Source organism: Erythrobacter mangrovi (assembly GCF_013260645.1).
GTDB classification, from domain to species: domain Bacteria; phylum Pseudomonadota; class Alphaproteobacteria; order Sphingomonadales; family Sphingomonadaceae; genus Qipengyuania; species Qipengyuania mangrovi.
In genome coordinates this window covers 1,332,191-1,356,084 of the sequence record NZ_CP053921.1, presented here as the reverse complement: position 1 = coordinate 1,356,084, position 23,894 = coordinate 1,332,191, and the positions used below count along the sequence as shown (strand labels likewise).

The 23,894-nt window shown below is 61.9% G+C and carries 21 protein-coding genes; 5 read left to right on the top strand and 16 right to left on the bottom strand.

Going from position 1 to position 23,894, the window contains the following annotated elements:
* Positions 1 to 3: 3 nt before the first annotated feature.
* From HQR01_RS07020 to HQR01_RS07000, 5 genes are read right to left on the bottom strand one after another with little or no spacing between them, the layout of a single operon-like run.
* Complete coding sequence (locus HQR01_RS07020) at positions 4 to 777, bottom strand: sulfite exporter TauE/SafE family protein (protein WP_173213830.1); 774 nt, start codon at positions 775 to 777, stop codon at positions 4 to 6.
* Positions 778 to 789: 12 nt separating this feature from the next.
* Positions 790 to 2,013, bottom strand: a complete 1,224-nt coding sequence (locus HQR01_RS07015; protein WP_173213829.1) for an NAD(P)/FAD-dependent oxidoreductase — start codon at positions 2,011 to 2,013, stop codon at positions 790 to 792.
* Positions 2,014 to 2,038: 25 nt separating this feature from the next.
* Positions 2,039 to 2,449, bottom strand: coding sequence for a DUF6691 family protein (locus tag HQR01_RS07010; RefSeq protein ID WP_173213827.1), 411 nt, complete (start codon positions 2,447 to 2,449; stop codon positions 2,039 to 2,041).
* A gap of 2 nt (positions 2,450 to 2,451) precedes the next feature.
* Positions 2,452 to 2,895, bottom strand: coding sequence for a YeeE/YedE family protein (locus tag HQR01_RS07005; RefSeq protein WP_173213825.1), 444 nt, complete (start codon positions 2,893 to 2,895; stop codon positions 2,452 to 2,454).
* On the bottom strand, positions 2,892 to 3,818 hold the full coding sequence (locus HQR01_RS07000; RefSeq protein ID WP_173213823.1) for an MBL fold metallo-hydrolase: 927 nt from the start codon (positions 3,816 to 3,818) through the stop codon (positions 2,892 to 2,894). Before HQR01_RS07000 ends, HQR01_RS07005 begins: the two co-directional genes overlap by 4 nt.
* 107 nt (positions 3,819 to 3,925) lie before the next feature.
* Here HQR01_RS07000 and HQR01_RS06995 point away from each other — a divergent pair, with 107 nt between their 5' ends.
* Genes HQR01_RS06995 through HQR01_RS06985 form a run of 3 tightly spaced genes read left to right on the top strand, consistent with a single transcriptional unit; the run spans position 3,926 to position 6,295 of the window.
* Positions 3,926 to 4,546 carry a peroxiredoxin gene (locus tag HQR01_RS06995; protein WP_173213821.1) on the top strand — a complete coding sequence of 207 codons (621 nt, stop codon included), beginning with the start codon at positions 3,926 to 3,928 and terminating at the stop codon, positions 4,544 to 4,546.
* Between the two features lie 15 nt (positions 4,547 to 4,561).
* On the top strand, positions 4,562 to 4,930 hold the full coding sequence (locus HQR01_RS06990; RefSeq protein ID WP_173213819.1) for an ArsR/SmtB family transcription factor: 369 nt from the start codon (positions 4,562 to 4,564) through the stop codon (positions 4,928 to 4,930).
* 39 nt (positions 4,931 to 4,969) lie between these two features.
* Positions 4,970 to 6,295: an MATE family efflux transporter gene (locus HQR01_RS06985; protein ID WP_173213817.1), complete on the top strand. Its 1,326-nt coding sequence runs from the start codon at positions 4,970 to 4,972 to the stop codon at positions 6,293 to 6,295.
* On the opposite strand, the gene HQR01_RS06980 is transcribed toward HQR01_RS06985, so the two are convergent.
* Positions 6,296 to 7,465 (bottom strand): GGDEF domain-containing protein, encoded by a 1,170-nt coding sequence (locus tag HQR01_RS06980; protein WP_173213815.1) that lies wholly within the window; start codon positions 7,463 to 7,465, stop codon positions 6,296 to 6,298.
* 117 nt (positions 7,466 to 7,582) lie between these two features.
* Positions 7,583 to 8,962: a M20/M25/M40 family metallo-hydrolase gene (locus HQR01_RS06975; RefSeq protein ID WP_173213814.1), complete on the bottom strand. Its 1,380-nt coding sequence runs from the start codon at positions 8,960 to 8,962 to the stop codon at positions 7,583 to 7,585.
* A gap of 148 nt (positions 8,963 to 9,110) precedes the next feature.
* On the opposite strand from HQR01_RS06975, the gene ettA reads away from it, so the two are divergent.
* Entirely contained in the window at positions 9,111 to 10,784 is a 1,674-nt protein-coding gene (gene ettA / locus HQR01_RS06970; RefSeq protein WP_173213812.1) for an energy-dependent translational throttle protein EttA, read from the top strand.
* Between the two features lie 22 nt (positions 10,785 to 10,806).
* Here the strand turns inward: ettA and HQR01_RS06965 are convergent, their stop codons facing one another.
* On the bottom strand, positions 10,807 to 11,241 hold the full coding sequence (locus HQR01_RS06965; RefSeq protein WP_173213810.1) for a PaaI family thioesterase: 435 nt from the start codon (positions 11,239 to 11,241) through the stop codon (positions 10,807 to 10,809).
* A gap of 105 nt (positions 11,242 to 11,346) precedes the next feature.
* Here HQR01_RS06965 and HQR01_RS06960 point away from each other — a divergent pair, with 105 nt between their 5' ends.
* Complete coding sequence (locus HQR01_RS06960; RefSeq protein ID WP_173213808.1) at positions 11,347 to 12,219, top strand: LysR family transcriptional regulator; 873 nt, start codon at positions 11,347 to 11,349, stop codon at positions 12,217 to 12,219.
* Positions 12,220 to 12,350: 131 nt separating this feature from the next.
* On the opposite strand, the gene HQR01_RS06955 is transcribed toward HQR01_RS06960, so the two are convergent.
* From HQR01_RS06955 to HQR01_RS06920, 8 genes are all read right to left on the bottom strand, one after another.
* A complete protein-coding gene (locus tag HQR01_RS06955; protein WP_173213806.1) occupies positions 12,351 to 13,349 on the bottom strand; it encodes a DUF4349 domain-containing protein in 999 nt (332 codons plus the stop codon).
* A gap of 228 nt (positions 13,350 to 13,577) precedes the next feature.
* Complete coding sequence (locus HQR01_RS06950) at positions 13,578 to 14,798, bottom strand: FAD-dependent oxidoreductase (protein ID WP_173213804.1); 1,221 nt, start codon at positions 14,796 to 14,798, stop codon at positions 13,578 to 13,580.
* A complete protein-coding gene (locus HQR01_RS06945; RefSeq protein WP_173213802.1) occupies positions 14,779 to 19,056 on the bottom strand; it encodes a DUF5801 repeats-in-toxin domain-containing protein in 4,278 nt (1,425 codons plus the stop codon). Before HQR01_RS06945 ends, HQR01_RS06950 begins: the two co-directional genes overlap by 20 nt.
* 412 nt (positions 19,057 to 19,468) lie before the next feature.
* On the bottom strand, positions 19,469 to 19,936 hold the full coding sequence (locus tag HQR01_RS06940; RefSeq protein ID WP_173213801.1) for an A24 family peptidase: 468 nt from the start codon (positions 19,934 to 19,936) through the stop codon (positions 19,469 to 19,471).
* Positions 19,921 to 20,595 (bottom strand): tetratricopeptide repeat protein, encoded by a 675-nt coding sequence (locus tag HQR01_RS06935; RefSeq protein ID WP_173213799.1) that lies wholly within the window; start codon positions 20,593 to 20,595, stop codon positions 19,921 to 19,923. The genes HQR01_RS06940 and HQR01_RS06935 overlap by 16 nt, the downstream gene beginning before the upstream one ends.
* 2 nt (positions 20,596 to 20,597) lie before the next feature.
* On the bottom strand, positions 20,598 to 21,563 hold the full coding sequence (locus tag HQR01_RS06930; RefSeq protein WP_173213797.1) for a type II secretion system F family protein: 966 nt from the start codon (positions 21,561 to 21,563) through the stop codon (positions 20,598 to 20,600).
* 1 nt (position 21,564) lies between these two features.
* Complete coding sequence (locus HQR01_RS06925) at positions 21,565 to 22,569, bottom strand: type II secretion system F family protein (protein ID WP_173213795.1); 1,005 nt, start codon at positions 22,567 to 22,569, stop codon at positions 21,565 to 21,567.
* Positions 22,569 to 23,783 carry a CpaF family protein gene (locus tag HQR01_RS06920; RefSeq protein ID WP_234030304.1) on the bottom strand — a complete coding sequence of 405 codons (1,215 nt, stop codon included), beginning with the start codon at positions 23,781 to 23,783 and terminating at the stop codon, positions 22,569 to 22,571. Before HQR01_RS06920 ends, HQR01_RS06925 begins: the two co-directional genes overlap by 1 nt.
* Positions 23,784 to 23,894 lie beyond the last annotated feature (111 nt).

Below are 23,894 nucleotides of genomic sequence, written 5' to 3'. Positions count from 1 at the left end.
ACATCACATCGCCAGCCAGCTCTGCCACAGCATGTACGCCGCGACCACGAAGATCACCCCGGCAAAGATATTGGTCAGCGCATTTGTACTCGACAGGCGTTTCGACAGGGCGGTGCCGAACTGGCTACCCAGCAGGCCGCCGAGCACGAACAGGCCGGCCAACGGCCAGTCGATCAGGCCCGAAAAGGCATAGTTCGCCGCAGTTGTGATCCCGAATGCGGTGACTGCCACCAGGCTGGTTCCAACGGCATTGCCGATCGGCATGCGCGTCGCCGCGATCAGGCCGGGCACGATCAGGAAGCCACCGCCGATACCGAAGAAGCCCGAAAAGGCGCCCGTTCCCATGCCATAGACGAAGAGCTTGGGTGCATTCTTGCGGCTCAATACAACGTCTGCGTCCGATTCCGCGCCTCTACCGCGCAGCATCAATATGCCGACTACGATCATCAGCAGTGCGAACAGGAACAACAGCTTGTGGCCGTCGAAATTCTTGCCCAGCGTCGAACCCGCGAAGGCGCCGACGACACCGGCTGCGGCATACATCGACCCGCACTTCCACTTCACGGTCTTGGCCCGCGCATGGTAGACGAGACCGGCAAGCGCATTGGCCGCGACCGCCAGCGCGCTGGTCCCGATTGCCACATGCGGACTGGGCACGCCCACCAGATAGACCATCAGCGGCACTGCGAGGATCGACCCTCCGCCACCGATCAGGCCAAGTACGAAACCCACGGCAGCACCCGAAAGTGCGCCGGTGAGTAGGTAGATCGTGTCCATAGGTACGGCGCCTCAGTCTTTCCTAAGGGCCGGTTCGGCCAGCCATTCGTGGCCCTTGAGCATGGCATGCCAATAGACCTGCGGAAGCGCTTCAGACTTCAGCCACCATGCGGCGCGCGACGGCTTGGTTCCGTCGATCAGCCAGGTGGGGAAAGTCGGCAGCAGCTTTCCGCCATAACCGAACTCGGCGAGCACGATCTTGCCGCGCTCCACGGTCAGCGGGCAGCTGCCATAGCCGTCATAAGCAAAGGGCAGCGGCATGCTTTCGATATTGGCCAGCAGATTGGCCGCCACGATCGGCGCCTGCTTGCGGGCCGCTGCCGCGGTCTTCGCATTCGGCGTGGTGGTGCAATCGCCCAGCGCGAAGATGTTCTCGTAACGCTTATGGCGCAGCGTTTCCTGGTCGACGTCGACCCAGCCGCCCTCGCCCGCCAGCGGACTCTCCGCCACCACCGCGGGTGCGACCTGCGGCGGGACAACATGGATCATGTCGAAATCGACCGTCTTCTCGCCCACCTGGGTGCGGAAAGTGGCCTGCTTTGCCAACCCGTCGACCGCAATGAGCGTCTCGTTCAAATCCAGTTCGATGCCGTAGCGTTCGACGTAACCCATCAGCGCCGGCACATAGTCGGCTACGCCGAACAGCACGCCGCCTGCATTATGGAACTGCACATCGATCCGGTTGAGGAGACCCGCCCGCTCCCAATAGCTGCATGACAGGTACATCGCCTTTTGCGGCGCACCTGCACACTTGATCGGCATTGGCGGCTGGGTGAACAGCGCCGCGCCCTCCTTCAGTCCCTGTACCATTCTCCAGGTATAGGGCGCGAGGTCGAAGCGGTAGTTGGAGGTGACGCCATTCCGCCCGAGCGCTTCCGGCAGGCCGTCGATTGCTCCCCAATTGAGCGTCAGGCCCGTGGCGACTACCAGTTGGCGATAGGTGACACGGCTCCCGTCAGCCAGAACGACGGCATTACTTTCGGGCTCGAAACTCGCGACTGGCTGCCGCAGCCAGGTAACCTCGGTCGGGATAAGCTCTTCCATTGGCCGCACGGTCTGCTGGGCCTCGAAGATTCCGCCGCCGACCATAGTCCAGCCCGGCTGGTAATAATGGTCGGTGGCCGGATCGATCACCGCAATCGAAAGGTCACGGCGACGCTTGCGGATAGAGGCAACGGTAGCAAGGCCGGCCGAGCCCGCGCCTATTACGACAATGTCAAAATCGGTACCGGCCATTGGGTATTCCCTCGCGCAGCGTGGATCAGGGCCTGATGGCGACCCGATGAAGGAGCATCCCGGCAACCATCGCCGCGACGAACACGATTGCGGGAATGAATGCGGTCGCAAGCGAGGCGACCGCCGGTCCCGGACAAAGGCCGGTAATGCCCCAGCCGACGCCGAACAGCGCCGAACCGACCAGTAACTTGCCGTCGATCGTGCCGGTTGCCGGCAGGTCGAATGTGGTCCCGTCGAAGCTCTTTTCCATGCGTCGCTGGATCAGCCACACGGGGGCCATGACCAGCAGGGCACCGCCCATGACGAAAGCCAGGGTCGGATCCCATTGACCGAAGATGTCGAGGAAGGCCCGAACCCTTGCAGGGTCGGTCATCCCGCCGATGGAAAGACCCGCGCCGAACAGCAGGCCGCTAAGGATGGCGACGAACTTGCGCATGACTATCCTCCCAGCCCGATGAGACGCATGACCAGGACGGTCAGCATTCCGAACACCATGAAGGTGAGCGTGGCGGCGATCGACCGCGGAGAGAGGCGCGACATGCCGCAGACGCCGTGGCCGCTGGTGCATCCGCTGCCCATCCGCGTGCCAAATCCGACGATGGCGCCGCCAAGCGCCAGAACGGGCCAATTATCCATGAAGGTCTGCTCGATCGGGCCGCTGATGGCATTGACCAACGCCGCCCCCGCGATCAGCGCAAGGATGAACAAGGCAGCAGCGCCATCGCGCCGGCCGGGAGCAATCCCGGTGGCACGGGCGAACAGTCCGCTGACCCCTGCAATACGCCCGCTTCCGAGCAGGAAAATTGCCGCAGCAGCGCCAATCAGGAGGCCTCCGACCAGCCCATGGATGGGCATCGCGTTGGGAAAGGCTGCGATCGTCATACGGCGTTGATCGGTATCTTGATGTAGCTCACGCCATTGTCCTCCGGTTCGGGCAGGCGCCCACCGCGAATGTTGACCTGGACCGACGGCATGATGAGGTCGGGCATGGTCAGCGTGCGGTCGCGCGCGGTGCGCATTACGACGAATTCGTCCTCGCTCACGCCGTCGCGGACGTGGACGTTGTAATCACGTTGCAGTCCGACCGTAGTCTCCCAGGCATACTCGTCGCGACCCGGCGCCTTGTAATCGTGGCACAGGAACAACCGGGTCTCGCGCGGGAGGGTGAGCAGGCGGCGGATCGAGCGGTAGAGGCGACGCGCATCACCCCCCGGAAAGTCCGCACGGGCCGTGCCGAAGTCCGGCATGAAGATCGTGTCCCCGACAAAGGCGGCATCACCGATCACAAAGGCCATGTCGGCTGGGGTGTGGCCCGGGACATGCAGCGCGATCGCATCGAGCGTACCGATGGCGAACTTGTCGCCATCATCGAACAGATGATCGAACTGCGACCCGTCGCGCTGGAAATCGGTTCCCGCGTTGAATAGCTTACCGAACACATCCTGGACGATGCGGATATCCTTGCCGATGGCGAGCTTACCGCCGAGCCGTTCCTGGAGGTACGGCGCCGCCGAAAGATGGTCTGCATGTGCGTGCGTTTCGAGCAACCATTCGACTTCCAGATTATTGGTTTTCACATATTCAATAATCAACTTTGCCGAGCGGTCGTCGGTCCGGCCCGAGGCAGCCTCATAGTCGAGCACCGAGTCGATGATCGCCGCCTTGTTGGTGGCGGGATCGCTCACGACGTAACTTACCGTGTTGGTGGCCTCGTCGAAGAAGGCAGCAATGGTCGGCCGCCGCGTGGCATCCGCCCGCGCCGCTTCAATCTGCAGCGAAGCCTGGTTCAGCGCATTGTCGGTCATAGAATCACCATTGCACATTTCCTGTAATCGTGTAATTACTTTACTTAAGCGGTAAGGTCAAGCAAACCGCGGCGCGATTTGAGCGATCACAGTAAGCGAGTGGCACAATGGACGGAATTGGCGGTGGTGTTCTGAGGATCGGGACGGCCGCGCCCAACTTTTCCGCGCGTTCGACCTCCGGACAGGTAGTCCTGTCGGACTTCCGCGGGTCGTGGGTCCTGCTTGCCTCGCACCCAGGCGACTTTACTCCAGTGTGCACGAGCGAGTTCGTCTCGCTCGCACAGCGTCAGGACGACTTCGAGCGCATGGGATGCCACATCCTGGCCCTGTCCGTGGACAGCCTGTTCGCCCATCTCGCCTGGATCCGGCTGATCAAGGAAGCTACTGGAACGGAAGTTCGTTTCCCGCTGATCGAAGATCCCACGCTGGAGATTGCCCGTGCCTACGGCATGGTCGATGCGGAAGCGTCCGATGCATCGACCGTAAGGGCCAGTTTCCTCATCGACCCGGCCGGAGTAATCCGCCTGATTACTTTCTATCCAGCAAACGTGGGTCGCAGTGTCGATGAAACCCTGCGCGCACTGGCCGCCTTGCAGGCCGCCGACCGCGACGATCGCCTTTGCCCGGCAGACTGGCATCCGGGTGAGCCCACCATGCCCCAACCGACAATGGACAACATCGGCGTCCTTGGTTCCGGGCTTACCGACTGGTTCTATGCCAGGGACTGACGAGAGAATTACGAAATGACGGATTCGAGCAACCCCGAACGCTGCCCTTCGATCGAGGCCCTGCGCGCGCTAGCACATGCCAGTCGCCTCAAGATCCTTTGCACTATCGGCGAAGGCAGGTTGTCGGTCGGCGAAATCGAAGAAGCGACAGGGATCGGCCAGCCCGGCCTGTCGCAGCAATTGCGCATCCTGCGCGATGCCGGCCTGGTCGTTGGGGAACGACTTGCCAAGCAGGTGTTCTATATCGTCGACCGAAGCGTGCTCGACGATCTCGTCGCTCGGATCGGAGCGATCATCCCCCGCGACGCATCGAATACGCCACGCTCGCCTGATACCAAGTCGAAGCCGGGCAGCGGTGCCGCCTTCGCCCGCGTATTGCGCTAACCGCTTGCCGATCGGCAGGCGCTCGGCCACATCCTTCGGGTGACCGCAACGCCTGCACCACACAGGGTAAAACTCGATACCCGGGCCATATGGGCGATCGCCCTGCCCGCGATGGTCACCAATGTCGCGACCGCCCTGATCGGTGTCGGCGATATGTGGATAGTGGGCCAACTTGGCGATGCCCCGACACAGGGCGCCGTCGACGTCGGCGCAAAGCTGTTTGCCGTGCTGTTCACGGTGATGAACTTTCTCAAGACCGGGACCACCGGATTGGTGGCGCAGGCGGGCACCCGAAGCGGGAGCCAGGAGCAGCTTGCCATTCTGATGCGGGGCCTGATCGTCGGCCTGGCGATCGCGGCGCTGCTGCTGCTGGCGCGCCCACTGCTGCTACCCGCAATGCTCGATGCGTTGGGCGCCCAGGATGCCGTGCGCGTGGCAGCCGATGCCTATGCCGGTATCCGTTACTGGAGTGCGCCCGCAGTAATGGCCAATTTCGCGCTCGTCGGTTTCCTCGTCGGGCGGCGGCGGATGACCCAGGTGCTCGTGATCGAGATTGGCTATAACATCCTCAACGTGGCACTTGGGCTATCGCTTGCCCTGGGGCTGGATTGGGGGGTCGAAGGCATCGCCTGGGCCAGCGTTGCCGCAGAAGGCGCCAAGCTGCTTGCCTGCACCCTTCTGGTTTTCGGCCATGATGGCACCGGACTTCGCAGTTTTCTACGCAGGGGCGCACCACTTTCGCTCGCTGCGCTCAAACCGTTCCTGCAGGTCAACCGCGACCTTTTCCTGCGCACGGTCGTGCTGATGATCTCGATCGCCGCCCTGACCCGCCTCAGTGCGGAGCGAGGGCCGGTAGTGCTGGCGGCCAATGGCATAACCTACCAGCTGTTCATCCTGTCGGCGCTCTTGCTCGACGGGTTCGAGAACGCCGCCCAAGTGCTGAACGGCGAGCGGATCGGCGCAGAAGACCGCGCCGGCTTCCGCGCCTATGTCCAGGCAATCATGCTTCGCGGGTTTGGCGCCGCGGTACTTCTCGCCCTCGTCTACGCCGTGCTTGGTCGAGCGATCATTGCCGAATTCGCCGCCACACCCGAAGTCGCAGATGCCGCCCAGTTGTTGCTGCCCTGGATCATCGCGATGCCACTGGCCGGTGTTGCCAGTTTCGTCTTCGACGGTGTTTTTGTCGGTGCCAGTTGGACGCGCGCACTGCTGCTCAGCATGGCAGGTGCGGCGTTAGGCTATGCAGTGCTGCTGTGGCTGACCTGGCCGCTGGGCAACCACGGGCTGTGGCTGTCCTTCACTGCATTCCTGCTGATCCGCGCCGGCTTGCAGGCCGTGCAGATGCCGCAGCTGCTGCGCGGCTGATCATCCGGCGGCGCCGCGCTTCGCCTCTGGCGAGACAAGCGGCGCGACAACGTCCGCAGCTCTGGAGAAGCAAACGCAATTGCGGCCGTTTTCCTTGGCCCGGTACAGCTCAACATCGGCCCGCGCGAACATCTTGCCGTAACCTTCGCCGTCCAGCCGCTCGGCCACCCCGAAGCTGGCCGTCAGACGCACGTCCGCCGGCAGACCGCTGACCGGCGTGTCGCTCAGCCGACGGCGGACACGCTCCGCCATGGCCTCGGCCTGCACGCCGTCACAGTTCCACGCGAGGATGCAGAATTCTTCGCCGCCGATGCGCCCAGCGACATCGCTGTTGCGGATCATCCCAGCGATTACCGCTCCGAAGGCCGCGATGCCGTTGTCGCCCACCTGGTGGCCGTAGACATCGTTGACGCTCTTGAAGTTGTCGATGTCGGCGACGACCAGGCTGACCGACACGCCTTCCTGCTTGGCACGCTCGATCACCGCCAGCGAATCCTGTTCGAAGGCGCGGCGCGCGCGCAGGCCAGTCAGCACATCGCACAGCATCCGTTCGCGTTCAGCGACCACCTGATCCCAGGCGCAAGCGCCGATCAACGTGACCGCAGTGATGAGCGCCTGGATCGTGACCGCGACGTTGAGCACCGTGTAATAGATCGAGTCACGGTAGTTGGATGTGCTCGATCCACTGTCGAGAAGCACAGCGAAGACGGGATGCACCAGGAATTGCGTCGCCGAAATCGCGAACAGGACGATCACCAGGACATCGATGGCGCTGCGCTTCTTGGCCTGGAGCATGGCCATGGTGCCGAGCGTGAACATCAGGCCGTACCCGGCATTGACGATATAGAAACGCGCATCGACCTGATCCGACGCGGCAGTGGTGGCCAACAGCGTGATCGCCGAAACCAGGTAGATATAGCCCATGGCAGGCAGTGAGACGGATTCCCCGACCCGGTTTACCGCCCCCCAAACCGCGCAGGCGCAGGCCAGCGAGAACAGCAAGTGAGTAATGGGGAAAACGAAGTCTTCGCTGAAACCCGGTAGCGGCTGCGTAACTAGAAAACCGAGACCGAAGAAAAAATACGCGCCGGCAAAGGCTAGGACATAACGCCCCATTTGCCCGCGTTTCCACATAACAAGGAAAACGGTCATGAAGACCGCAGCCATCATGGGTGTTATCAAACCCAGGATTTCTTCTTGTACCATGTGGACGGGAGCCCCCCATAAATTCCCGTTTCACGACAGATTTATTTCGCCATTATCAAAACTTTGACCGGTGTCGAGTATTTATTTCGCAAGTCCGACCCGATCGGAGTGATTGGCGAGTACTCCAACGGTGGCAGTCCAGACCGCGACATTCTGTCGCAACTGCACCGGATCGATCTTGTCCAATGTGTCGTCAGGCGTGTGGTGCAGGTCGAAATAGCGCGTTCCATCCTGCTGCAAGTCGACCAGCGCGCCCTTCTGTGCGCGCAAAACGTTAAGATCTGCCCCACCCCCGGCAACCTGCTTCGACGGAGCGACGCCCAGCCGCGCAACTGCGGTAGTGAGCTGTTTGTAGAGAGCAGGATCGCTCTCGGTAAAATTGCTGTCGATGCGCCAGATGCGATCGGCGCCGAAGTCACTCTCCAACCCAACCATGAAGTGCTCATCCTTGTGTGCATCGGCATAGGCACTGCTGCCGAACAGGCCAACTTCCTCCGCCCCGGCAAACAGCACGCGAATAGTGCGCAGCGGTTGACCCAAAGCGGCGACCTGCTTGGCCGCGGCGGCGATGATCGCACAGCCTGCGCCGTCGTCCACCGCACCCGTTCCTAGGTCCCAGCTGTCCAAGTGACAGGCGAGCAGCACCGGCGGCAGCGAGGGATCGCGGCCAACGATCTCCCCGGTAACGTTGCCGCTCTTGGTCATGCCCAGGTCGCGCGGCGTCAGCACCAACTTCATTGTGACCGACTTGCCGCTAGATCGCGCGAAGATTCGCTCGAGATTGTCGGCATCAGGGTTGGAGATGGCCCCGGCCGGGGTCGGCCTGACGCCTTCGGCAAAGGTCGTTCCGCCCGTATGCGGGGTACGATGGTTCTCGGTCCCGATCGAACGGATCACCGTGGCGATCGCGCCCTTGCTCGCGGCGAGCGAGGCGCCGGTCCAGCGCGCCGGCCCGGCAAAGCCATAGCCCGATCCGTCCTGCGTCGGGCGCATGTCGTGGCTGATGAAAGCGATCTTGCCCGTCAGGCTACCTGGCGACGCCGCCTCAAGCGCGGCATAGGTCGGGAAGAAGACGACCTCGGCCTCGATCCCTCCAGGCCCCGTCGAGGCGCTGCCGCCCAGCGCAGTGATGTGCATCGGCTGCTGGAAGGGTGCAGTGACCATCGCCGTCTCGGCCCCTCGCACCCATGTGGACATGTCGTAAGGCTCTTCGACGACATTGGCGAAGCCGTTCACCCGCAGCCACCGCATGGCCCACGCGCGGCCTCGCGCCTCCGCCTCGGTTCCCGCCATGCGCGATCCGACTTCGGTGGTGATACCTTCGACGAAATCCCACGCCAGCCTGTCCTCGGCCGCAGCCCGCTCGGCATGGTCTACCAGCGTCGATTGCGAGGGAGCGGCAGTGAGCGGGACAGGGACGGCGAGCGAGAGCGCGGCAAGCGCGAAGAGCGGTTTGTGCATGGGCGCGTCTGCTATCACGCTCCACCCGCAAGTCCAGCGACTTGCGCGTTCCGCTTGCCCCTTTGCGCTTGCGCCATTATCTGGCCCCCAGATCTGTCGGGCAGCCCTGTCCGCATACCCCATTCAGACCACGAAGGACCCCGCCCCGATGGCCGCTCAATACGCCTTTGTCATGAAGGACATGACCAAGACCTTCCCCGGTGCGCAGAAGCCGGTGCTGTCGAACATCAACCTGCAGTTCTACCAGGGTGCGAAGATCGGCATCGTCGGCCCCAACGGCGCAGGCAAGTCGACCCTGATCAAGATCATGGCCGGCATCGACAAGGATTTCACCGGCGAAGCCTGGCCGGGCGAGAACATCACCGTCGGCTATCTTGAACAGGAGCCCGAGCTCGACGCGAGCAAGACTGTGCTTGAGAACGTCAAGGACGGTGCGCGTGGCGTCGCCGACATGGTCGACCGGTTCAACGAGATCAGCGCGCTGATGTGCGAACCCGACGCCGATTTCGACACGCTTGGCGCTGAAATGGGCGAATTGCAGGACAAGATCGACGCCGTCGACGGGTGGACGCTCGACAACCAGCTCGAAGTCGCAATGGAAGCGCTCCGCTGCCCGCCTGGCGACTGGTCGGTCAAGGACCTGTCGGGCGGTGAAAAGCGTCGCGTCGCGCTGACCCGCCTGCTGATCCAGAAGCCCAGCATCCTGCTGCTCGACGAACCGACCAACCACCTCGACGCCGAAAGCGTCCAGTGGCTCGAAAACCACCTCAAGGAGTATGCGGGTGCGGTGCTGATGATCACCCACGATCGCTACTTCCTCGACAATGTGGTGGGCTGGATCCTCGAACTCGACCGTGGTTCCTACTATCCCTACGAAGGCAACTACTCGACCTATCTCGAGAAGAAGGCCAAGCGGCTCGAGCAGGAAAGCCGCGAGGAAAGCGGCAAGCAGAAGGCACTGCAGCGCGAACTCGAATGGATCCGGCAAACGCCGGCCGCGCGCCAGACCAAGTCCAAGGCGCGTATCCGCAAGTTCGAAGAGCTGCAGAACAGCCAGGACAATCGCCAGGTCGGCAAGGCACAGATCGTCATCCAGGTCCCCGAGCGCCTCGGCGGCAAGGTGATCGAGGCCAAGGGCATCTCCAAGGCCTATGGTGACAAGCTGCTGTTCGAAGACCTCAGCTTCACCCTGCCCCCGGGCGGCATCGTCGGTGTGATCGGACCGAACGGCGCGGGCAAGTCGACGCTGTTCAAGATCCTCACCGGCAAGGAACAGCCCGACAGCGGCACGATCGAAATCGGATCGACTGTGCGCCTCGGCTATGTCGACCAGAGCCGCGACCACCTCGATCCCAAGAAGAACGTGTGGGAGGAAATCTCCGACGGGCTCGATTACATGAAGGTCAACGGCCAGGACATGTCGACGCGCGCCTATGTCGGCGCCTTCAACTTCAAGGGTGCGGACCAGCAGAAGAACGTCGGCAAGCTGTCGGGCGGTGAGCGCAACCGCGTGCACATGGCCAAGATGCTCAAGCAGGGCGGCAATGTGCTGCTGCTCGACGAACCGACCAACGATCTCGACGTCGAAACCCTCGCCGCGCTGGAAGACGCGATCGAGAACTTTGCCGGCTGCGCCGTGGTCATCAGCCACGACCGCTTCTTCCTCGACCGCCTGGCGACGCACATCCTCGCCTTCGAGGGGAACAGCCACGTCGAATGGTTCGAGGGCAACTTCGAAGCCTATGAGGAAGACAAGCGCCGCCGTCTGGGCGACGCCGCCGATCGTCCTACACGTTTGGCCTACAAGAAGCTGACTCGCTGATCGCTAACGGGTCGTAAGCGTTTTAGGCGCTTACGACCCCCTGTTTTGCGACGATGCGGAAGGTCGCGCTGGCCTTGGCCACCAGTTCGCCATCGGCCAATATCTCGGCATCGGCGAATGCCAGGGTCCGCCCCAGCTTGGCGGGGACGGCGCGCACTTCAAGCCATTGCCCGATCTTGCCGATCGACAGGAAGTCCATCGACAGGTTGACGGTCAGCGCCGAAACGCTTTCCATCTGCAGGACGCAGCTCAGGCCCATCGCATTGTCGGCCAGGGCGGTGATGATCCCGCCGTGCAGCAGGCCACGGGCGTTGCAGTGCGGCGTATCGATCGTCAGGCCCAGGCTGAACGCCTGCCCGTCGCGCCGCATATAGATCGGCTCCCACGGATCGGTGGCCGGGCTCTGCCGGAAATGCCGCTCGAAGCCAGCCGGAACCGCGTGTGTATCAGTATCCATTCTTGGCTCTCTCCTTTCGCAGGGCGGTGATTATAGGCGATTGCCGAACAGCAACCTTCTTGCGATACAGCAAATCACCTTTCTGTTTTTGCAAAGTCCGTAATCATGGCTCTCGATCCGCAAGACTTGGGCGACCTCATCGCGATCCGCGACGCGGGTACTTTGAGCGCGGCGGCCAAGGCACGCGGCGTCGCCGTTTCCACCGTATCGCGGCGGATCGAGACGCTCGAGGCGGCACTGGGCCTGCCGCTGGTCGATCGCCGGGCAGACGGCGTGCGCCTGACGCAAGAGGGGCTGGCCATTGCCGATGCCGCTGCCCCGATTTCGGAGCAATTGCTGCGGGTCAAGCGTGTGGCGGAAAGCCTGCGCGATGGCGTGAAAGCTGCGCCGATACGAATCTCGGCGACCGAAATCATGATCTCCGACGTACTGGCCCCGGCGCTCGACCAATTGTGGGCGGCAGGTGCCGATTTCCCCGTCCACCTGCAGTCGCAGGCCGCGGTGGTGAGCCTCGCCGGCCGCGACGCCGATCTTGCGATCAGGATGGCCCGGCCCGAAGGCGCGAGCCTTTATGCACGAAGGCTGGCGGAGATCCGGCTGGGCCTGTTCGCATCGCGTGACTATCTTGCCGACCGTTCGCCAGACGCGATCGACTTCCGCGCCGAGAAGTTGCTGATCTATGACGACAGCTATGGGCGACTGCCCGAACTCGAATGGGTGGTGCGCCACGGCCTTGCCGAAGCGGCAGCCATGCGGACGGGCAGCACGCGAGGGCTGTTGACCGCGGCCTTGGCCGGGGCGGGCATTGCAATGCTGCCCATACCCTTCGCCGCGCGCGAGCCCGACCTGGTCGAAGTCGCATCGCCCTTCACGATACCCTCGCGCCAACCATGGCTCCTCGTCCACCGCGACCTGCGCCGGCTGCCCTCTATCAAGCTGGTGCAGAAGTGGATCGTGTCCACTTTCGCCAGGCTTTGAATGGGTTGGGTTCAGGCCGAATCAAGGGCAAACCATCCCATCAGCGCCAGAGCGCATGATCAGGACGAACGGCGAGTTCTCAATGGCGTTGAGAGGATCATTGATCGACGCTGAAGAAGAATGATTTCCAACTAGCGCTCGCTCTCAGCTGTATTCGGGGTCGTTCGCCAGAACCGAATGCGCAAATCAAAGCGGTGTAGCACCCATCTTACTGCCAAGACCAAAAGGATAACGGGGACCAGCGCCGTCACCAGATAGATCAGAGCTGCAATAGTAGTTCCCAGCGTCGTTCCGATCGATCTTACGGCCGTAATGATGGGTCTACCCAAACCCAACTGTGATTGGCCAAAGTACGGCTCGTATTCGATGCGCACATCGCTGTATTGGATTCGATCCCGATATTGCTCCAACTTCGATCGAGCCGCATCAATCTGCTCGTTCACGTCGGCAACAGCCTTCTCTGCTGCGACGAGCTCGGAAACTGTGCCCCGGTTCCTTTCCAAGATACTCGAAAGCTTCTGACGTAGAATGAGCTGAGATTGAAGTCTGGCTTCAGAATCAATGATGTGTTCAGACAGATCTTCCCCGTCCCGAACCGATGATATTAGCTTTCCTCCAAGCGCCGCGGCGGGTTGGGCAAGGCTTTCACCAAAATCCCCTGCTTCAGTTGCCGCAACCTCCAACTGTATTTCACCATAGCCATCCCAGCTATCGCTACTGGCATGCGAAGTGCGTAGGATACGGCAGTTTGTTCCCATAGCTTCGCATACGGCGATATGTGCCGACTGAAGTTCGCCAATCTTGCCGCTTTCGATCTGAAAGCCATATCCGTAAGAATAGGCAATCTTCTGGTTTGCAGCGGTTTTCATCGACTGAACACCGCTCTCATTGGAAGCGGCATCCTTGGTTGCGACGTTTACTGCCAGCATCCGCGCGCGCGGCGTCGCCTCTCCGAACAAATCGGGGCCTTGTTCCATCGCTTCCATGAAACCGAACTGATTCTGAGGCGCAGCGCCAGAACTTCGAGGTTCGACCTGTTTGATCAATTCCTTCGCAGGTGATTGGGTTGCAGGCTCGCTGCAGCTCATCAGCAGGAAGAATAGGAGTGGATAAAAGCCTGTGTATTTCAACCATTCCCTCCTGATCTTCTGGTCGCGTACCTTTTTACATAGGGAAAGATATTTGCAAGCCGAATACCACTACGAGTTGTTGGTGCGAGATGCACCAACCAAACGTTGGGCATCCCACCCCATTCGTATCCGATTTGTAGAAAAAGGCTGGCCCGCTGAGCCACTGTTCACCTAAAAATCCATTTGCGGACCTTGCAATCCTAACCGCCATCGAAAACCAATCTCGCTCTAATAGACTTGGCGATCGGCGTTGATCCCCTTGGTTGCCAGAGAGAACCGAGGCTCGGTCTGCGCCGATCCTGTGAGAAGCAGCTCGGCCGCGCGCTTGCCCACGGCTGGGCCATGCTTGAAGCCATGGCCGGACCCTCCGCCGATAAGGAGGATGTCGCTGTTGCCGGGCAGCCAATCGATCAGGAAATCGCCGTTCGAGGTATTGGTATATTGGCACACCCTGGCCTGGACCAGGGGCGCATCGGCAAGCACCGGGAAACGGTTCGCGATGAATGCCCTGGCCATGGAAATTCCCTCGCTGCTCGGCTCTCGCTCCAGCGAATTGGGATCGATTGCCGGGCCGTGTCGATCGAAGGCGATTTTGAAGCCTCGGCCTTCGATATCCGGCAAGCCGTAGACGATATCGCCGCCGTTGAAGTCCGCCCACACGGGGAAGCGACCAGCGGCGAAACGGTCATCACCATCCGGGGGGCCGAAATAGAAGACCTCCTGGCGGGTAACAGAGAGCCGCTCTCCCAGCGTGCCGGGGAAGAGATTTCCCAACCACGGGCCGAGTGCATAGACCAGCTTTCGCGCCCTTTGCCCGTCAGGCAATTCGAAGCCGCCGGCCTGCCCGTTTCGGGGTGGTCCGACATGCGCAATCACCGGCTTCAAACCGGCATCCCGCACCGTCGCCTGTACCGCCCTGTTGGCGATGAGGCCGCCCGTGTCTTCCTCGATGAATCCCACCTCATTCGCGTCGAAGCGGATTTGCGGCCAGTTCTTGCCAAGCCAATCGGCATTCCCCGATCGGTGGCTGATCTTCTGTGCTTCCAGCCATGCCAGGCTGCGCTGCATGTATTGGTCGCGCTCGGGCGAAAACCACAGGACGCCGGTCGGGTAGAAGATCGGCGTGCTCTGGCGATCCGACAGTGCTTTCCAGTAACCCAGCGATTCAAGCGCCATCGAAGAATAGAGCGGATCGCCGCCATAGCTCAGGCGAATGACCCGGCTTTCGCCGCCGGACGAACTCCTGACATTCCCCGGGCCATAGGCGTCATAGAGGGCAACCTTCAGGCCACGCTTCCGAAGATGCCAAGCAGTCCAGGAGCCAAAGACGCCTGCGCCGACTACGGCCACGTCCAAAGTCTGTGAACTTGTTGCGCCGACCCGTCCGCTGGCGATCGCCAGGCTGGTCGCGCCGATCGATTTGACAATGTTACGGCGGGTCAGACGCATCGGATAACCTCAGTCGCTCCACGTGTTCTGCGACGTTGATCCTTCCCGACTGGAACGCATAGGTCAGCGGGCTGTCCGCACCCGAGTTGAACAGCGTCGCAACGCTGCCACCCGTCGTCAGGCCAACCACGCCGATGTCGCCGGGGCCGCCTTCGATGCCGCCCGGAAGCGCATCCTCGTCAACCGATCCGGTCAGCTCGACACCCGCGTTCGCGGTCGGCGTATCGTCGTCGACGTTGATCGTCAGCGTACCGTCGGCCGTATCATTGTCGCCATCGGTCACGCGATAGGTGAGGGTGAACGAGGTATCGTTCTCATCACCGCCGTCAGCATGCAGCACATTGGCGTTCTGCGTTACCGAGTAGGCGCCTGTCGCGGGATTGAGCGTAACGGTCACCACCGTAACCCAGCTGCCGCCTTGCATCTGCTGGACAAGGATATCGTCCCCGCTGGCGACGTACTGGAAGCCAGAAGGCGCCCCGCTGGTCAGGAAGGCAATCGAGCCGCCGTCATTGCCGAAATCATGGGCCAGCATACCGCTGGTATTCGCGGTATCCGGATCGACATCGCCGATACCCCCGGCGATCCCGCCAGCCTGCGTCTCATCGTCCAGCTGGACGTCGGCGTTCGTGCCGGCCGCAGGCGCATCGTCACGGAAGGTTAGCGCATTGCCGATCGAGACTGTCGCGCTCGCCGTGTCGCCATCACCGTCGGTCACAGTGGCCGACAGGGTGATGAGATCAGGGTTGGAAAGACCGGTCGGATCGTCAGGATCGCCCGCGTCGGCATGGACCACGGCGCGCTGCTGATCGAGCGTAACCGTGCCGTTGGCGTCGACAGTCAGGACGAAGACGATATCGCCCCCGGTTTCGGTCCGGCCGACCACGGCGCCGCTTTCGAGCGTAAGCACCACGGCCTGGCCCGACAGCGTATCGACCAGCCCGGTCGAGCCGGCAGCGATACCGAGCGTATAGCCCGAGACGCTGCCTGGTCCGTCGGCATTGTAGTCCGGCGTGAACAGGCCAGAGAAATCGGCCGTCGCATCCGTGGCAAAATCGGTTTCATCCACTTCGAGCGCACCGCTCTCCGGCGCCGAAGTCGAAAGCGTCGGAAGGTCATCGGAAACGCTGACGGTAACCGAAGACGAAGCCGTGTCGCCATCAAGGTCGGTCGCGACGACGAGCACCGAACCCAGCGCGGCGAGATCATCGCCGAGGTTGGGGTGGAGCGCGTAATTGTCGTTCAGGGTGACGGTGACGGTCGCGGTGGTGCCGACAACCGAAAGATCGAGCGTAACGATCGTATCGGCGCCGCTACGGCCGACGATCTGCGTGTCCGAAACACGCTCCCAGGTCAGGCCACCGCCAAGATTGTCGAGCGCCGTCAGGCTATCGTCGAAAATGATCGAGACGATCGGATCGGACCCTTCGGTGAAGACGATCGACGCGGCATCGGTGACCGGCGTCGCCGGATCCGAACCGTCGGCGAGGTTCTCGTCGTCGACGGTCAGATTGATCGGAGTACCGGGGAAAGGCCCTGGCCCATCGGTGATGGTGATCGGCTGCGTCGCCGTATCGAAATCATCGTCGCCGTCGGTCAGCGTATAGGTGAAGGACGCATCGATCGGGCCGTTGGTCTGATCGAGCCCGGCGACGGGGACGAAGGTCCAGTTACCAAGCGCATCGAAGGTGTAGCTGCCATTGGCGGTCGTGACCAAAGTGGTCCCGGCCGCAGCGACCGGATAATCCGTCCCGCCGATATTGACCGAGGTGACGGTTGCCCCATCGGCGCCTTCGACGTCGTTGTCGATCAGGTTGCCCGAGAGACCCACTGCATTGCCTTCGACAATGGACCGGGCAAGTTCGTCCACTGCATCGGGGATGTCGTCGACGATGCTGACGTTGATTGTGCCGGAGCCGATCAGATTGCCCGCGGTGTCATGGACTTCATAGCCGAAGCTATCCGCGCCATTCACGACATTGCGCGAATTCTCGCTCGTATCGCCGTCCGTGAACGGGGTATCGAGCGTATAGGTGTAGGCACCGGTATCTTCGTTCAGGACCAGGGTCCCATAGGTGCCGTCGCCCGAGCCGGTGAGGGTGTAGACGAAAGGTCCGACGGCATCCGACACGGTGATCTGGCCGCTGGCGATTTCGCTGTTGCTGGCCGAGTCGCTACCCGCGGGCAGGCCCGCTTCGTTGACCAGCGCGTCATTGTCACTGACGTTACCGGCCACGTTATCGATGCCGACCGTCAGGGTCGCGGTCGACGTATCACCATCGCCATCGACGATCGTGTAGGTGAAGGTGTCGGTCGCGTCGGCATTGGTCGAGTTGGGTGTCGAAACATAGCTGTAGACGCCGGTGGTGGCGTTCACGGTCAGCGTGCCGTACTGGCCCTGGAGCACCAGATTGCCATCGACGACGGTGCTGGTCTCACTTTCGGTATTGGTGCTGGTGAGGCCGATGATGCCGGCAAAGCCGTCGGCACCGGGAACGTCGTCCGTGCCATCAGACAGCAAATTGCCGCCAACCGTGCCACCTTCCTCGACGCCTGCGACATTGTCGAAGGCCGTGGGGGCATCGTCGTCAAACACGATATTGAGAGTGGTCGCGACGCTATCGCCATCGCTGTCGGTTACGATGAAGCCGATCGCGGTCGTGGCGTCGATCGCCTCGTCATTCGGGCCGCCGGCGTGGAGGACGTTATCGACCAGAGTAACCTGGTACTCGCCAGTGACCGGGTCGGTCAGCTCGACCGTGAACAGGACGCCGCGCGGCCCGGTGGCCGTCAGCACATTGCCCGCAAGCGAGTAGGTTACCTGCTCAGTACCGATGGTTGCCGTGGCACCATTGAGCGCCGGATCGAAGGCCACCGCCGCGGGCGCATCAACACCCACATCGAAGGTCAGCGTGCCGGTGAAGCTGGCCTCGCTGGTGTCTGCCGGATCATCGCCGGCATTTGCGTCGAGGTCGCCGGTGGTCGAATTGGGATTGCCGCCTACCAGGCCATCGTCATCAACCGTGGCCGTCACCGTGCCGCCGGTCGGAACCGTATCGGGGACGAGAGTGATCGTGGCGGTCGCGCGGGCAGTGTCGGTATCGCCATCGGTGATGGTGTAATCGAAGGTGACCTGGCCTTCTTCGCCCGGTCCGGGCGTGTAGGTGAAGGTCCCGTCGCCATTGTTGACGAGGGTACCCGTGCCGCTCAGCGTACCGTCGACGAACTGGATCGTCGAAAGGGCAACGCCATCTGCGCCCGGTGTGTCATTGGCGAAGACATCGACAGTGACGGGGGCAGATTCCGAGTCCTGAGCAGCGGAATCGTTGCGCGCAATAGGCTCGTCGTTGATGACTTCGATCTGGAGCGTCGCCGACGCCCGATCACCGTCGGTGTCGACGATGGTCATGGTGAAGAAGCCATCGACCGTTTCGCCCAGCAGGTTGTCGGCGAGCGTGTAGCTGAAGCCGATCTCTCCGCCGGCAAGGTCAATGCTGGTGATCGTCAGCGTGCCGAAGGGGGAGACGAAGGTCTGGCCGATGGCGGTGATCGCAACATCGTTGATCAGCACCGCAGCGGCGCCATCGGGCGCGTCGAACACGATCGTGCCGGTCGTTGTCTCGACATCGGTTTCCGAAGCCGTACCAGCAGATTCGGCAATACCGTCGACCGTACGCGCGGGAAGCCCCGCCTCATCGACCGACGCGATTGCGGCGATCGCACCGGCCGGATTGTCCGGCGTAACGATCACAATCACCGGCGGTTCGTTGACGATGTCCGGAATGATCTCTTCGTCGGGAAACTCGGGAAAGGCGAGCTCGGTGTAAGGGAGGAGATCGCCAAGCCCGTAGGCGGCCTGAATGTCGCCTACATCGCCGGCGAAATTGCCACCCGAACTCTGCACGCTGCCGGCGGCCGGTTCGGGTTCATTCCCCGTCAGTAGCGCAGCGATATTCTGCGGGGGGACGCTGACCCCATCGACTTCGAACTGCGGGACGATGATTGCGCCATCGGGGATGCGAATGACCGAGCCATCCTCGAGCGTGATGATCAGATCGCGACCATCAACGGCAATGGCGTCTAGCGACACACCTGCCGGCAAACGCACGACATTGTCCGGCCCGACGATCTGGGTTTGCTGCGCACCAAGGCCCGCCTGGACCATTGCGACAATCGGGGCTTGGCCCAGCTCGCTGGACAAATCCTCGTGATTCTCCTGGCCATCTTCCGAGATGCCGCGACCAGTGTAGTCCATCATTACAAGTCCCTCCGCACAGAACGGAAGGACACCGACAATGTCGATGCCGCACGCGAAGCACCGAAAACACCGAAGGCTCACCCGAAACGAGTCGGGCGCAGTCTTCCTTCGATCCAGTGCTTCGCGGCCCGTTCCGGTTCATTTCGCAACGACGGGACGCTCCCGGCATGCGATGATTCGTTCTCACAATGAAATCAGCGATCTGGCGTAGTTGCAATAGAATTAACCGTTTAGGGATTCTTTTAAGCAACCTTGAGCGCAATCGATGACCTTGAATCAACACATTGATAAATAAGGATTTATAGCGAAATTACGGGAATTTTGGAGGTGTCCCGCGGCTGGACTGGTCTCTCAATAGGGACACCGGTTGCCAATTTGAGGGTCGATTAAAAGGCGACTCCGGGTGGACGCGCTAAAAAACGACCTCGAGTCTTGGCCACGACTCGGCCAGAAATCCGCAGAAAATCGGGACGGCATAGGGCAACGTCCAGCTCTGCCTTTCGCCGTTTCGGGTTATCTTGAGTCCGCGATACCAAATCGTCATGAGCGCAACCAAGGCAAGGCCGCTCAGGGCCACCCAGCCCAGCATCGGCAGTGCCCGATCCAACGGAATTGCAAGCGCTGCCGCAGCGTAGAACTTCGCGTCCCCGGCCCCAATCAGCCGGCCCGCAAAGAGCAGCATTCCAACGACCAAGGCGATTGCCGCGTGCAGCGCGGTTGAGCCGAGCACCGACCAATCGGCCCCCAGGACAGTCGCGCCTACCGCCGCGACCGCCAGGGGGAGCACCAGGAGATTGGGGATGCGGCGGGTTCGGACATCCCAAACCGCGCCCGTCAGCCCAATAGCGACCGCAAGGGCCAGCGCTATTTCTGCAGCCACGGCGCGAACACTACCTCGAACGGACGCGATGAATGGGCGCTTGCCAACTCGATCTCGGGCAGGGAAGGCGCCGAAGCCTCCTCAGCGGGAATGGGCTGAACTACGGCAGCCTGCCGATACTCGATTTTCATCGTGGGTGCCCGCTCCGGTTCGGCAGTCTGGATACGGAACTCACCGGCCGAGACTCGATGCACACGAACGGACGCCGCCGAAGGCCTGGCAACGGGTGCGGCGGTCGCCGACGCGAGCCGGGCGGTCGCGGTTCTCTGCCTGGCCATCAGGACCCGGCCTTGCAGTCGCAACAAATTTGCGACGTACCGCGTGTCGTCCGGCTTCAGCAGGATCGCCGTCCGGAAATAGCGTTCGGCAAGGTCCGGACGACCAAGCTTGGCATAGACGACCGCAAGGCCATTGTTGGCTTCGGCCGCGCTATCGCTATCCAATCGCGCCAGCTGGAAGGAAGCGACGGCGCGCGAGAGGTTGCCCTCCCTCAGATATTGCCGGCCTTCTTCCAATTGCTGGGCACCGGTTTCACTTCCGCGAAGCGACGGTGAAGCGTTCGCTTTGGCCATGAAACGCCCATGCCAAGGCGAAGACTGACACCCTGCGACGGCCGCAGCCATCGTGGCTACTACCAAGATTTTCCTGACTTCAAGCATGGTCAATTTCCTCCCATTGCAGGCAACAGTTCGCGAATGACCCTGATAATTCCGGGCATCATCAGCACGCCGATCATCGTCGGCAGCATGTTTACGACGAGCGGGATCGAGATGAGGACGGGCAGGCGATGCGCCCGCTCCTCGGCCCGCATCCTCCGCTTCTCTCTCATCTCCGCGGAGTAGACCCTCAGCGTATCCGCCACACTGGTGCCGAGCTTGTCCGACTGAATGAGGAGGGTCGCGAAGCTCTTGATCTCCGTGACGCCGCTCTTTTCGCCCATGCGGCGCAAGGCGTCCTCGCGCCGGGCGCCGGCGCGCAACTGCAAGGTCACCTCCAGCATGATGCCCGCAATCAACGGATGCGAGTGCACCATTTCGCGGCCCACGCGATCCATCGAGGCTTCGAGACCGAGTCCGGCTTCAACGCAGACGAGCATCAGGTCGAGGCAGTCGGGGAAGCCATTGGTGACCGCCTCGCGCCGACGGTCCGCCTTGGCGGAGACGATCAGGTTGGGGAGATACAATCCAAGCAGGGCTGCCAACGAGCCGTAGAGGTATAGGCCGGCACCGCCCAGTTCCGTGCCAGCCAGTTGTAGATAGGCGAACAAGGCGAGCGGCAGTGCAAAGATAAGCACCAGTCGCGCAAGCGTGAAAATCTTCGGCGCTGCTGGGGACGTATAGCCAGCAGCCAACAGCTTGTCGCGAAGGACATCCCCCTGCGTATCGGAAAGATTGAGCCCCGCTCGTTCCAGCCTGTCAGCCAGGTCGGCCCATGCGCTGGAGCGCTTGTCCTGGAGCGTGTCTCGCCGCTTGATGCCGCCGCCAGCAATCTGCTGGATGTTCTGGCGGGTCTCGATTCGCCGCGCCGAAATCCGGCCGACGCTGATGACGGCGAAAATGACCAAGGCAAAAACGAGTGCGAGAAGCGACAGTCTGGCCAGTTGGTTGGTGACAAGAAAGTTCAGCATCTCACACCTTCAGGTTCACGAGGTTCTTGATCCAGAAAACCCCGACGAAGAACCAGAGGATCATCGCCGGGAAGCCGATCATGAAGATGGGGTCGCCCGCTACCTCCAGGTAGAATTGGGGGTTCATCGAAAACAGGATCACGAAGGTAAGCACCGGCAGCCCTGTGAGGAGCCAGCCCGTCATACGCCCTTCGGAACTGAGCGCGCGGACCTTCAGGTACAGGCTGGCCCGCTCCCGGATGACCTTGGACAGGCTGTCGAGGATTTCGGCCAGGTTGCCACCGGTCTCGTTCTGAACCGACAGGGAAACGCTGAACATACGCAGGTCATCGAGATCCCAGCGTTCTGCCATGTCATCCAGTGCCTCGTTCAGATCTGCACCATAGGAAATTTCATCGGCAATAAGGCCGAACTCTGTTCCGATCGGATCGTTCATTTCCTGGGTGAGCAACTCGATTGCAGAGGAAACCGGATGCCCCGAACGCAGCGCACGGACGAAAATGTCCAGCGCCACCGGGAACTGTTCCTGCATGGTCTTGCGCCGCCGCTGCGCGAGGTAGCTTACCGCCAGCACCGGCAGGCCGACCGCGGTGGCTAGCGCCACGGCGATGATAAGCTGGATCACCCCCAGTGTGAGGGTATAGCCTGACGACAGCGCGAGAACGGTAACGACCAACATTACCAAGGCGAAAAAAGCCGCCATTCCGAGCAGGATTTGCGCAAATCCAAACGGTACGGCAGCCATCAGCAGGTTTCGCTGGAACGCGCTGTAGAGCGGGCCGAGGATGCCGAAGTTAAGCGGATTTGCCATCGGATCGTGCTTGCGCAACGCTCCAAGGATCTCTTCGCGCTTGTGCCCGGTGGCGATCAGCTTGAGCCGCTTATTCACCGCGCCGATATGCGCGCGCCCTTCGACCGCCGCCCTCAGGAACAGCTGCGACGCGAGGAAGATCGACGCGAATACCGCCAGCAGGATAAGCAAGCGGGTAAGGTCGCCCGAGAGCATCAGATCCTCCCCAAATCGAGATTGGGACGGAACAGGTCGGGAGACAGGGCGATGCCGTGCTCTGCCGCGCTGTCGAGGAACTTGGGCCTGATGCCGGTCGCTTCGTGGCGTCCCAACACCTCTCCGTTCTCGCCGCGCCCTTCCATCTTGAAGCGGAAGATTTCCTGCATCGAGATCGTCTGGCCTTCCATTCCGACCAGTTCGGAAAGGCTCAGCAAGCGGCGGCGCCCGTCGGCCTGCCGACCGATCTGAATGACGACGTTGACTGCGGAAGCGATCTGAGCGCGCGCCGAGGTTGGCGAGATTTCGACCCCGCTCATCCCGATCATCTGCTCGACACGAGCCAGCGAGTCACGGGGCGTGTTGGCGTGGACGGTGGTCATGGAGCCGTCGTGACCGGTATTCATAGCCTGCAGCATGTCGAATGCTTCACCGGCACGAACTTCGCCCACGATGATCCGGTCGGGCCGCATACGCAGGGCGTTCTTCACCAGGTCTCGCTGAGTGACTTCGCCCTTGCCTTCGATATTCGGCGGCCGCGTCTCCAGGCGTGCGACATGCTCCTGTTGCAGCTGCAATTCGGCCGAGTCTTCGATCGTCACGATGCGTTCGCGCCCGTCGATATAGGAAGACAGTGCGTTGAGCAGCGTCGTCTTGCCCGAGCCCGTACCGCCCGAAATCAGGACATTGCGGCGCGATCGGACGATGGCCGAAAGAACCTCGGCCACCGCAGCGGGGATGCTGCCGAGCTCGATGAGCTTTTCCATCCCGATGCGCTTCTTGGCGAATTTGCGGATCGAAAGGAGCGAACCATCGAGCGCCAGCGGGGCAACGATCGCGTTGACGCGCGAGCCATCGGCGAGGCGGGCATCGACGAACGGCGAAGATTCGTCCACGCGCCGTCCAACCGCACTCACGATCTTCTGGATGATGCGGAGCAGGTGGCGCTCGTCCTGGAAGCGGGTCGATACGCGTTCGAGCAGGCCGAAGCGCTCGACGAATACGTCCTTGTGCCCGTTCACCAGGATATCGGTGATCGTATCGTCCGCCAGCAGTGGTTCGAGTGGCCCGAGCCCAAGCAGTTCATCGAGCACTTCGCCGACCAGGCGCTGGCGCTCGGCCGCGTTGAGCGCCGCATCCTCCTCGATCAGCAGACCCAGTACAATGTCCCCGATCTCCTCCTCGATCTGCTCGCGCGAGAGGCGCTCGAGCATGCTAAGGTTGATCCGGTCCAGCAGCTTGCGATGGATCGCCGTCTTCAGCGAGAGGAGCTTCTCCAGCTCCTCATCGATTTCGAACGAACGAGCGATCTCAGGCACATAGCC